The sequence below is a fragment of the Pedobacter frigiditerrae genome (genome assembly GCF_004331645.1).
GTDB lineage: Bacteria > Bacteroidota > Bacteroidia > Sphingobacteriales > Sphingobacteriaceae > Pedobacter > Pedobacter frigiditerrae.
Genome location: NZ_SJSK01000006.1, coordinates 25,757 through 38,569 on the forward strand (window position 1 = coordinate 25,757; position 12,813 = coordinate 38,569).

The window sequence follows — 12,813 nt, forward strand, 5'->3', positions numbered from 1 at the left end:
ATCATTTAACTTACTAACCAAATGTACAAAAAAATTAACACAACGGCATGTAGTGGGTCAAAACCAGTGCCTTTTAAATTTCTCCTCTGTATGAAATTTATCTTGATCTTAATGTTTGCTTTCTCGCTACAGATCAGCGCAGAAACGCATGCTCAGAAAATCAACCTTAATGTAAAGAATGTATCAATAGAGAAAGTCTTTAAAGCATTACGCAGTCAGAGTAACTTTAACTTTTACTATGAGGATGAACTGATCAAAAACTCGAAACCAGTTACACTTAACGTGGTAAATGAAAATTTTGAAAGCGTTCTGGAAAAATGCTTCGCGAACCAGCCATTCACTTTTGTGATAGATCGAAATACCATCGTATTGAGAAAAAAAGTAGCTCCAACTATAGTTCAGCCCATCTTAGCTGATATTGTTGTAACAGGTAAAGTATTGGATGAAGCCAATTTACCCATACCTGGCGCCTCTGTAAAATTGAAGGGAGCTCCATTAACGGTTCAAACCTCTAGTGAAGGAGAGTTTGTAATCAAAGTGCCAGAAGAGGCAACCTTAGTGGTTTCTTATGTGGGATATGAAACTGTCGAAGTGGCGGTTGAAAAGAGAAAAAGTTTCAACATAGTTTTAAAACCTTCAAATAATGGTTTAAGTGAAGTAATTGTAGTTGCTTATGGGCAAAAACAAAAAAAGATCGAAACCTTGGGTGCTCAATCTAGTCTAAATGTTCAGGAATTAAAACAGCCAGTCGCAAACCTATCAACGGTATTAGCCGGTAGAGTATCAGGCTTAGTAGGTGTTCAGCGTAGTGCAGAGCCAGGTTTAGATGGTGCTGATATCTTTATTCGTGGCCTAAATACAACCAGTAACAATGCTCCATTAATTTTAGTTGATGGTGTAGAACGTAGTTTTTCAAACCTAGATCCTAATGATGTAGAAGGTTTTACTATTCTTAAAGACGCTTCTTCTACCTCGGTATATGGTGTACGTGGTGCAAATGGTGTAATCTTGGTAACTACCAAAAAAGGTGTTGCTGGTAAAACTAAGTTTAACTTTGATTATTATCAGGGTGTAACCGAATTTACAACAATCCCTAAAGCTGCTGATGGCGTAACTTATTTGCAAATGGCAAATGAGGCCAATACTACACGTGGCGGCACACCAAGATATTCTGAAGAAGTTATTCGTAAAACCTATACACAAGAAGACCCAATCCTATATCCTAATGTAAATTGGATGGAAGAAATTTTTAATGACTTTGGAAACAATAGAAAAGCAAATATGAATGTTAGCGGGGGATCTGATAAAGCAACCTTCTATGTTTCTGCAGGTTTGTATAGTGAGAATGGTCTTTTCAAAACAGATGATCTACAAAAATATGATTCTAAAATCTCATTCGACAGGTACAATTTTGCTTCGCGATTAAATATTAATGCTACAAAATCAACAGTTATAGATTTAGGAATAAAAGGGTTTATTGGGAATGGGAATTATCCTGGAACAGGTACATCAGAAATTTTTGCCGAAGCATTTGAAACCTACCCGACAATTTATCCCAAAGGTCTTTATCCAAATGGACAAGAGCCATTTGTATCTACTGGCGGAGGTATGAATAGCCCTTTTGGTTTGTTAACTAATAGAGGTTATGTTTCTACCTATAACAACCAGATTAACTCTGATATCAGGGTAATTCAGGATCTTAGCTCTTTGGTAAAAGGACTTTCTGCAAGAGTATTATTTGCATTCGATGCTAGAAACACTAACCGATTGGCAAGAATTAAAGCACCTGCTGCTAATTATGCTAGAAGTAGAGATGCAAATGGCAATTTGGTATACGATATTGCCGCGCCTGCTGGAAATGATTTTTTAGTTTTCTCCAAAGATAATGGAGGGGAAAGACAGTTCTATTTAGAGGGTGCAGTTAGCTATGATAATACTTTTGGCAAACATCACATCGGGGGCCTCTTGTTATATAACCAAACAGATAAAGTAATTTCATCGGCAACTACTTTAATTTTATCATTGCCATATCGCAATTTAGGTTTGGTAGGAAGGGCGACTTATGCCTATGATGAGAAATATCTTGCAGAAGTTAGTTTGGGCTATAATGGTGCCGAAAATTTTGCACCATCTAAACGGTTTGGTTACTTTCCTTCTTATGCAATTGGTTGGGTACTTTCTAATGAGAAATTTTTTGGTAACATTCAAAAAACCTTCCAATTGTTAAAAATAAGAGCTTCTTATGGGGTAGTTGGAAATAGCAAGATTAATATATTTTCTAGTGACCCAGATGCAAGAGATCGTTTTACTTATTTAGCTCAAGTTGCAAGTGCAGGAGGTTATTCTTACGGACAAACGGTTGGGTCTAATTCGGTAAGTGGATTGGCCATTACCCGTTTTGCTTCGGATGTGACCTGGGAGACTGAAAAAGACATCAACCTAGGCTTAGAGTTTAAAACATTTAACAATGCTTTATACATACAATTAGACTTTTTTAATAGAAGAAGAGAAAATATCTTTTTGCAACGAGCTTCTGTACCAAACTTTGTTGGCTTACCAGCGAACTTATTAGGTAACCTTGGTAAAAATAATAGTAAAGGAGTTGATATTACTGGCGAGTTCAATAAAAGAATGGGCAAGTTTGATGTGCAATTCAGAGGCACATTCACTTACAATAAAAACAAAGTGATCGAAAATGACCAGCCTCTACAACAGTATGATTATCAGGATAGTAGAGGGTGGCCAATTAGACAAAGATTTGGATATATTTCTGAAGGGTATTATACGCAAGCAGAAATTGATAATCCATTGGTTGCCAGAACTGCAGGAGGCACGGTACAAGCCGGGGATATTAAATTTAGGGATTTAAATGGTGATGGAATAATCAGTGAGTTTGATCAAACTGCAATTGGACGTAGTTCATTGCCACAAATCGTTTATGGCTTTGGCACGTCAGTATCCTATAAAGGATTTTCATTGGGTGCGTTTTTCCAAGGAATTGGAAATGTAGACCTGTATTTATCTAATGTGTTTATGCCATTTAGAAGCGGTGTGGCAAGGGGAAGTGTTTACGAGAATATTTTAGATAGATGGACACCTGAAAACCCTAGGCAAGATGCTTTCTATCCGCGTTTATCTTATGGAGCCGATATCAATCAAAATTATTCTGCATCAAGTAGTCATTGGTTAATGAATGGCAAATTCCTGAGGTTGAAAACTCTCGATTTTGGCTATACCTTTCCTAGAACAATGTTCACAAAGTTTGGTGTAAAAAACATGAGGGTATATTTTATCGGTTATAACTTATTGACTTTTAGCCCTTATAAAATGTTCGATCCAGAAATGGGTGATGGAAGTGGAACACGCTATCCGAATATTAAAACTTATAGTTTAGGCTTAAACGTATCTTTTTAATCTCATATACAATGAAAAGAAATTTAAAATTTATTACCCTCATTGCTGTAATTGCAGTAATGAGTGTTTTGGGTGCATGTAAAAAAGATTTTCTAGGCCAGATCCCCGATGATGCATTGGCTATTGAAGATGTTTTTCAAAAAGATGACCTAACCAGGGCATTTTTAGCAAATGTTTATTCGAATATCCGTTCAGAAACCGATCACAGTGGCGAAAACGTGCCATGGGAAGGCCTTTCTGATGAAATGGATGTTACCTATGTGAATTATCCAATGTTTACAATGAATACCAATTGGACAAAGGCAACCACCAATTATAATTATTGGGATTTCTATTATAAAGCTATCCGTAATGCTTCTTATTTTATCCAGAATGCAAATTCAGATAACAATAAAATAACCGATCCAGCCTTGCTGGCCAAATGGAGAGCTGAGGCGAGAATGTTAAGGGCTTATTTTTATTTCATGCTTTTAAGACAATATGGTCCATTTGTGATGATGCCAGAAGTACCTATTGCCCCAGATGCTACAATCGAAGAATTTAGCTTGCCAAGAAGCAGTTATGATGAGTGCGTAAACTATATCGTGTCTGAAATCGATAAAGCTTACCCCGATTTGCAAGAACCCAAACAGGATATTCCAACAGGAGATTATAACCGAATGAACAAAGGGATTGCACTTGGCGTAAAATCTAGGTTATTACTTTATGCTGCCAGTCCGTTGGTTAATGGAAATACAGACTATGCAGATTTTAAAAATTTAGATGGCAAACAGTTAATTAACCAAAGTTATGATGTAAGTAAATGGAAGAAAGCAGCTGATGCGGCAAAAGCATTGATTGATTTGAATGTATACGCCTTATATAAAGAACCATTGGCAAATACTGGAGGTGTGTATAATCCAGCGGTTTCATTAAAAAATGTATTTCTGAGCAACTGGAATTCCGAATCGATAATGGTTAAGGCATCAGATGTTACGCCTTATGATCAGAATGGTGCACCAAGACCTGCTGGTGGTTGGTCATCATGGGGTCCGACTCAATCAGCTGTAGATTCTTACTTTATGGCAAATGGTTTACCTCCAATTACAGGTTATAATGGAGATGGTTCTCCGATTATCAATCCTGCATCTGGTTATACTGAAAGTGGTACAACTGCAACAGCAACCAGTAATTATGCTGCAGGAGCTTCGATGATGTACGTTAATCGTGAGCCACGTTTTTATGTTGCAATTTCTTTTAACCAAAGTAAATGGATTAATGCAGCAGGAGGAACACAAGCTAATCCGTTAGTGTTACTGATGTATTATGGCGGTGCAAGTGGAGGTTATACTGGTGCCAATTGGTCTAAAACAGGATATTCTACACGTAAATTAGCCAGTCCGTCTACTTCATTACTTGCGCCAGTAACCATTTCTCCAAGATTTGAAATTAAAATGCGATTGGCAGAAATCTATTTGAATTATGTAGAAGCATTGAATGAATATAATCCAGGACATTCAGATATCCTAACCTATTTGAATATGGTTAGAGAAAGAGCAGGTATCCCTCAATATGGTGGTGGAGCAGGTCAAATCACTCCTCCAAGTGACATGCGTGCAGCTATTCGACAAGAAAGAAGAGTTGAATTGGCTTTTGAAAACTTCAGATTTTTTGATACAAGAAGATGGAAGATAGCTGAACAAGTTGAGAATGGTCCATTTTATGGAATGAATGCAACCAACGGAACCAATAATACAGATTTCCAAAAGCGAACTGTATTTGAAACACGTGTTTTTACTAAAAAACATTACTTCTGGAATATTCTTCAGAGTGAATTGAATAGAGACAAAAAATTGGTAGGAAACCCTTGGTGGTAAAATAAAAAAAATCATGAAAAGAACGATAAAGCATTTATTTGCATTAGGTATATCTGGCCTCATTTTTATGCAGGCCTGCAGGAAGGATGATTCTGATATGGTAGAAACAACGATTACCGCACCAGTTTCAACTGCTCCTTCTAACAATACATCAGTAGTTTTAAGTCCATCTAGTAATGCAGTAGTTACTTTTGAATGGGATCAATCTAAAACAGGTAATTATACATCACCATTTTATAAAGTAGTTTTTGCTAAGGAAGATGGAGATTTCTCAAAACCAATATATGCCATTGTATCTACAAAATTAGGATATGATAGTAAGGTGGCGGTATCTCATCGTGAAATGAACAAAATGGCCTATGCAGCTGGAATTAAACAATTGGAAAAAGGCAAAGTTAAATGGAGAATTGAAGCTTCTAATGGAGTTGTCGGTATGTCCTCAGCAGTTTCTACAATGGAATTGACTAGGCCTGCGGGTATTGCTGAAAACCCAGCAACTTTATTTATCACAGGAACAGCCACCGAAGGCGGAACAGATCTTAACAAGGCTCTTCCTTTAAAAAGATTAAGTGATGGTGTCTTTGAAGTTTATACGGCACTAAGCACAGGTAATTATAAACTGATAGATAATGTTACAAATGCATCTTTAACTGCTGTTATTGATGCAGGAGTAATCAAAGAGGCATTAGAAATTGCTAGCCCAACCACAACCAAAAAGGTATATAGAATTAATATTGATTTTAATACCGCTAGTGCCACATTTACTGAAATACAAACTGTTGGCATCTGGGTTTCTGGGTTTAATGCGATTAAGTATACTTTGGATTACGATGCAGCAGGTGTTTGGAAAGCCAATAATGTTGCCATTGCTTGGAAACCTGAAAGTTGGGGCAGAGATGAACGCTATAAGTTTAGGGTTACTGAAAAAGATGTAGCAGGTGTAGTCACAGTTAAAAACTGGGGCGGGTCTGTTAAAGATAATGTTAGACCTACTTTAACAACAGCACTGACTTATTATTTACTGAAACCTGTAGATAATACACAATATGATTTTGCCTTTAAGTTCGCATTGGAGGCACCGGCTGACATCGAATTTAGAATGTCGGCACTAGCCGATTACACACAAAAAATAACTTACAAATAGTATGCATTAGACAGACTCTTTAGTTGATATTCTAAAATATTATTTAAGGAGTCTGTCTTTAAATTTCCTCAAATGAAATCTATCATAAAAAAAATTAAACTAATCGCTTTAGTGGGATTAGCAGTAACTCTTTTTGCCTGTAAAAAAGAAACAAAATCTATTGCGCAACCAGAACCAGTTATCACCTACGCCCCGGTAAATTTTGCAAAGGTGGCAGATGCGGCGCAAATCGCACTTGATGTAGAATTTTATAACCAAACACAAAATTATTACAACCAAAACAATACAGGCAACAGTGGTTTTAACTATTGGTGGAATGCACATGCATTGGATGTTCAGGTTGATGCTTACAATAGAACAAAAGACCCGAAGCTTTTGCTTAAAATGAAGACTTTGCTTAACGGTTGTTATGTGAAAAACGGTAATACCTATAAAAATACATTTTATGATGATATGGAATGGTGGGCATTGGCTTGCTTGAGAGCATATGATGCTACAGGAGATGTAGAATATAAAAACGTAGCAGAACAACTTTGGATCTGGATAAAAGTAGGCTGGACAACAGTAAACAATGGCGGTATCATGTGGGCAACTGGCTCTCCAACCTCAAAAAATGCATGTTCAAATGCGCCTGCAGCAATTATAGCTGCCCGTCTCTATAAAATAAATAACAATGCAGATGATTTGGTATGGGCAAAAAAAATATATAGTTGGATGAAATCTAACTTGGTAGAATCTGCAAGAGGTTTGGTTTGGGATGGCTATGGAAATACTGCTGAAGGAATGATTCTTACCTACAACCAAGGAACATGGTTAGGGGCAGGATTAGAGCTGTATTTGATTACAAATGAAAAGCCATATTTAGATGATGCTGTTCGTAATGCAAATTATGTAATGAATGATCAACTCAAATTTTCGCCGAATGGCATACTTAAAGGCGAAAATACTGGAGATGGAGGCTTGTTTAAAGGGATTTTTATTAGATATATGGCCCAATTATTACTTAAAAATGCAGTTGATCCTTATACAAAAGAGCTTTACGTAAAATACTTAAAAATGAATGGTGAAAGTTTGTGTAATAAAGCATTAAAGACACCTGAAAATGTTTTTGGAAACGATTGGGTTACTAAACCAAGTACAAAAAACGGAGACGCTTCTGTGCAGTTAAGTGCAGTGATGTTGTTAGAAACATTAGATGAACTTAAAAGAGCAGGTATCTTAACCAATTAACACAGTGAGAAAAATCCAAGTCATTCTAATTTGTTTACTTTGGCCTGCATTTGTTTTTGCAGGCCAACTGCAAGGTGCCAAAGTTTTTGGCTATGCACTTCCAACTATTTATAAAAAATCTACGCAGTTTTCTTTAACTGCTGCAACTACTCAAATCCCGATAGCAAGTTATAACGATAAATATGACTATGCTCATTTTTCGATTACAAAAGGACAATTAAAGCTTAGTATAACTCTGTTTGATGAAGTTATTGTGGATTATAATATCAGTCCGAAAAAATACAATATAAAAGGCGAGGTAAATGGAAAAACGCTCACTTTTAGTTTAAGTAATGCGCAATATTTGATTGTTAAAATCAATAAAAAAAGAGAGTTAATTATTGCGATAGATCAACACCAAGTTGTTCAGCCAAAATCAACTGGTTCAGGTGTTTTTAATGTTGCTGTAGATTATCAGGCAGATCAATCAGGGAAAATCTTAACTACAGGCGCAATTCAAAAAGCCATAGATGCGGCATCCAATTTTAAGAATGGAACGGTTTACATACCAGCGGGTGTATATCTAATCGGTAATTTAGAGCTAAAAAGCAACATGTCATTGTATATGGAGCCAGGTGCAGTTTTTCTTTTTTCAGGCAAGGCCGAAGATTATACTGTAAATGCCAAAAAGGTTTCTCAGAATAGAAACATTACTTGGTGGATTTATACCAAGTCTGGCGCCAGAAATATCAAAATTTACGGCGCTGGAACGTTGGATGGAAATGGAAAAATAGCTACAGAAAAGGGAAAGATTGGCAACCATATTTTAGCGATTATGGGAGCAGAGAATTTTGTAATGGATGGTTTGATCATTAGAAACTCTGGTGCATGGGCAGTACTTCCTATTCGTTCGAAAAACGTAAAACTGCTAAATTTTAAGCTTTTTAATAGGTTTGATATGGGCGAGAATGATGGGGTAGACGTTATTGAATCTGAAAATGTATTGGTTAAACATGCAATAGGGATTGCGTTGGATGATCCTTTTTCTACTAAAACTTGGCAACAAGATACAGATTTATGTCGCAATTGGCCAGGAGTGCCCTTAGCTCAAAAAAATGTAGTATTCGATGATTGCATTTCTTGGACCTATTGTTATGGTTTTAAGATTGGGCAGGGTGTAATGCAACCGCAAATAAATATTACGTTTAAAAACTGCGTGGTGTATGATGCTGCGGTAGGTATCGGCATACATCATAAATGGGGAACTTCTTATGTTAAGAATGTATTTTTTGACAATATCGATATCGAGAAATTAAGTTTTCAAAATGATGACCATCGAACTTGGGCAGTATTCTTGATGCAAAACGGAGATAAACTTGGCAGTGGCCCAATTACCAAAGTTCTAGTTAGTAATATTTTGGTACGAGATGCAGGTAGATCTCCTGTTAAAATAAAAGGTGCAAGTGATAAAAATTCAGTTGAGCAAATCACTTTTAAAAATATAATGATGCCAAACCAAACTTTACCAGCCGAAAGTTTAAGCGAAATGAAAATAACGGATATGCTATTCGCCAAAAACATAAAAATTAAGCCATAAATACTTCAATCCTATGTTTAAGATAAAAATAATCATTGTTGTCCTATTGTTATTCGGCATCACACAAATGGTGCATTTAAAAGCTAGCGCCCAACTTAAATACTTCAAAAATTGGCCAAAAGGTACATCGCCAATGGAAGTTGGTACCTTATTGAGCCAACGTTTTATGGCAACACCACATACTAATTTTGGATTTACAACACCTCCAAGTTCTATTACCTATTCTGAAGTTTGCGCTTGGTATGGTGCACTTAAATTTGCCAGAACAACAGGTAATAAGGAAATGACAGCGAAGCTTGATGAACGTTTTAGGCCATTGCTTTATGAAAAAAAGAACCTTCAGCCAAGGCCAGATCATGTAGATCCAAATATTTTTGGTTCGCTTCCTTTGGAATTACATATGCAAAATAAAAACCAAGTGTATTTGGATATAGGTAAATGGTTTGCAGATCAACAATGGACAATGCCCCAAAAGGAAAATGCAACTTATCGGGCACTTTTAGCAAAAGGCCTTACATGGCAAACCCGTATTTGGATAGATGATATGTACATGATCACCAATATTCAGTCACAAGCTTATCGCGCTACTGGTGATAAAAAATATATTGAAAGAGCAGCACATGAAATGGCTTTTTACTTAGACTCTATACAACGGCCAAATGGGCTTTTTCATCACGCACCAGATGTGCCTTTTTTTTGGGGACGCGGAAATGGTTGGATGGCAGCTGGAATGGCTGAACTGTTAACTTCATTACCCAAAGACAACCTTAACCGCCCAAAAATTTTAAAGGGCTATCAACAAATGATGGCTAGTTTAAAGAAATATCAAACTGCAGATGGGATGTGGCTACAACTATTAGATGTTAAAGAAAGCTGGCCCGAAACTTCAGGGAGCGCAATGTTTGCTTTTGCCATGATTACTGGTGTGAAAAACGGCTGGTTAAATGAAGAAGAATATGGGCCAGTGGCTCGAAAAGCCTGGTTGGCAATTGTAGAATATATCGAGCCAAATGGTGATGTAAGAGAAGTTTGTCAAGGAACTAATAAAGAAAACAGTAAACAATACTACCTGGATCGAAAAAGAATTACAGGAGATATGCACGGGCAAGCTCCTGTTTTATGGTGTAGTTTTGCACTTTTGAGCAAGTAAATTTGGGTATGATGGAGAGAAGGTTTTTACTTAAAAGGTCAATTGTTGGCCTAACATCTTTTTTAATAACCAAACCTTTTCATGGTTTATCAAATTCATTTGCAACAGATCTATTTCGGGAAACTGATATCACCATCACAAACGCAGGGGTAGGAGGTAACAATACCATTGATTTGTTAAATAGAATAGATCAAGATTGTTTAGCGCTAAGCCCTGAGTTAACCATACTTATGGTTGGTACAAACGATATGAATAGTGTAAAACATGTGCAACTAAAAACTTATGAAGCCAATCTAAATGAGATCGTTAAGGAAATTATAGCAATTGGAAGTAAGGTTTTGTTGATGAGCATATTGCCAGCTTTTGAGCCATATTTGTTAACGAGGCATCCATCTTCATTTTATGATCCAGAAGGTGTTCAAGGGAGAAGAAAACAAGTAAACGAGGTAATCAAAAAAGTCGCAGCAAAACAGCATGTTCATTTTTTAGATCTCGGACATCGACTTAGCGCCATCGGAAAAATAGGTTTGGATAGGGATTCTCTAATTCAAAATGAGTTAAACAGTAATAAAAAAGATGGCATCCATCCAACTGCAAATGGTTACCGCTTTATTGCCTTGGCCGTATATGATTATATAATGTTGACAAAACTTCCAAAAAATAACATCGTTTGCTTTGGCGATAGCATTACCAAAGGTGATGGATCAATAATGAAGGATAGTTACCCAGCCTACTTAAAAAAACTTTTGCAAGATGAATAAAATAACAATTTTTAAGGTGGCCATCAGTTTGGTTATCTTGTTTTTAAAGCAAGAAGTTAATGCCATTACAGCTCAAGAAATTCATCGTGCAGATATTGTTATTTATGGTGGTACATCGGCAGCCATTATGGCAGCTGTTCAGTCTGTAAGATTAGGCAAGTCGGTTGTTGTTGTATCTCCAGATATTCATTTGGGAGGTTTGTCATCTTCTGGATTGGGTTTTACCGATACTGGCGATAAATCTGTAATTGGTGGTTTGTCTAGAGAATTTTATCATCGTGTTTACTTACATTATCAAAAAAAATCGGCTTGGAACTGGCAAAAAAAAGAAAACTACGGAAACAAAGGCCAGGGAACTCCTGCAATTGATGGTAATGAAAGAACGATGTGGATTTTCGAGCCACATGTTGCCGAACAAATTATGGAAGATTTCATAAAAGAGAATAGGATTAAGGTTTACCGTAATGAGTGGTTAAATCGTGAGCTTGGAGTAGAATTGAAATTAGGCAAAATAATCAGCTTTACTACCTTAGGTAAAAAGAAATTTGTAGGGAAAATGTTCATAGATGCAACTTATGAAGGCGATTTAATGGCAGCTTCAAAAGTTAGCTATCATATTGGCAGAGAGAGTAATCAAGTCTATAATGAACAATGGAATGGAGCGCAACCATTGGTTTTTCAGCATGGTCATTATTTTAAAAATAACATAGATCCTTATCGGATTATTGGAGATACCACAAGTGGTTTGCTTGCAGGTATAAGTGGAAAACAAACTATTTTGAAGGGTGTTGGTGATGAAAAAATACAAGCTTATACCTATAGAATGTGTTTAACGGACCAGCCCGAGAACAGGATTTCTTTCCCGAAGCCAGATCATTATAACCCTTTAGATTATGAATTGCTAATTCGTGTTTTTAATAGTGGATGGAATGAACTCTTTAATAAATATGACCCATTACCTAACCATAAGACAGATACCAATAATCATGGTCCATTTAGTACCGACTACATTGGAATGAACCATGACTATCCAAACGCATCCTATAAAAGGAGAAGGGAGATTTTAAAAGCACATGAAAATTATCAAAAAGGACTCATGTATTTTATGGCAACCGATCCGAGAATTCCAAAAAACGTGCAGGAGAATTTAAATAAGTGGGGTTTGGCAAAAGATGAATTTAAGGACAATGAAAATTGGCCATATCAAATCTATGTTCGTGAAGCCAGAAGAATGATTGGTAGTTACATCATGACAGAAAATGAAGTGCTTGGCAAAAAAGAAGTGCCAAATTCTGTAGGAATGGGTTCTTATTCGCTCGATTCGCACAATGTCCAACGTTATGTAACTCCAGAAGGTTATTTGCAAAATGAAGGTGATGTTGGTGTGAAAGCACCTAAGCCATATGGCATTGCCTATGGCTCAATCATCCCGAAAAAAGAAGAGTGCCTAAACCTGCTGGTGCCCGTTTGCTTGTCATCATCCCATATTGCCTATGGGTCAGTTAGAATGGAACCTGTTTTTATGATTCTAGGCGAATCTGCGTCAACTGCAGCATCATTGGCCATAGATAATCAGACCAATGTCCAAGATGTTGATTATGCAAAGCTTAAGACATTATTATTGAACCAAAAACAACGCTTAAACTTACAAGATTGACAATTTAGTGATTGTCATTAACTAA

General features: G+C 36.6%; 8 protein-coding genes. All 8 read left to right on the forward strand.

All coding sequences use genetic code 11. The annotated features are described in order from the left end of the window. Positions 1-90: 90 nt before the first annotated feature. The 8 genes from EZ428_RS19500 (at position 91) to EZ428_RS19535 (ending at position 12,788) form a co-directional block, all read left to right on the forward strand. On the forward strand, positions 91-3,414 hold the full coding sequence (locus EZ428_RS19500; protein ID WP_165501833.1) for a TonB-dependent receptor: 3,324 nt from the start codon (positions 91-93) through the stop codon (positions 3,412-3,414). 11 nt (positions 3,415-3,425) lie between these two features. Continuing rightward, entirely contained in the window at positions 3,426-5,270 is a 1,845-nt protein-coding gene (locus EZ428_RS19505; protein ID WP_225871101.1) for a RagB/SusD family nutrient uptake outer membrane protein, read from the forward strand. A 13-nt stretch (positions 5,271-5,283) separates the two neighbouring features. Next, the gene (locus EZ428_RS19510; RefSeq protein ID WP_131554893.1) at positions 5,284-6,414 is read left to right on the forward strand and encodes a SusE domain-containing protein; all 1,131 of its coding nucleotides are present in this window, start codon (positions 5,284-5,286) and stop codon (positions 6,412-6,414) included. A 72-nt stretch (positions 6,415-6,486) separates the two neighbouring features. Beyond that, positions 6,487-7,644 carry a glycoside hydrolase family 76 protein gene (locus EZ428_RS19515; RefSeq protein WP_131554894.1) on the forward strand — a complete coding sequence of 386 codons (1,158 nt, stop codon included), beginning with the start codon at positions 6,487-6,489 and terminating at the stop codon, positions 7,642-7,644. Between the two features lie 4 nt (positions 7,645-7,648). Continuing rightward, positions 7,649-9,220 (forward strand): glycoside hydrolase family 28 protein, encoded by a 1,572-nt coding sequence (locus EZ428_RS19520; protein ID WP_165501834.1) that lies wholly within the window; start codon positions 7,649-7,651, stop codon positions 9,218-9,220. A 13-nt stretch (positions 9,221-9,233) separates the two neighbouring features. Further along, entirely contained in the window at positions 9,234-10,370 is a 1,137-nt protein-coding gene (locus tag EZ428_RS19525) for a glycoside hydrolase family 88/105 protein (RefSeq protein WP_131554896.1), read from the forward strand. An 11-nt stretch (positions 10,371-10,381) separates the two neighbouring features. Continuing rightward, positions 10,382-11,131, forward strand: a complete 750-nt coding sequence (locus EZ428_RS19530; RefSeq protein WP_225871102.1) for an SGNH/GDSL hydrolase family protein — start codon at positions 10,382-10,384, stop codon at positions 11,129-11,131. Beyond that, on the forward strand, positions 11,124-12,788 hold the full coding sequence (locus EZ428_RS19535) for an FAD-dependent oxidoreductase (RefSeq protein WP_131554898.1): 1,665 nt from the start codon (positions 11,124-11,126) through the stop codon (positions 12,786-12,788). Before EZ428_RS19530 ends, EZ428_RS19535 begins: the two co-directional genes overlap by 8 nt. The last annotated feature ends 25 nt before the right edge of the window (positions 12,789-12,813 follow it).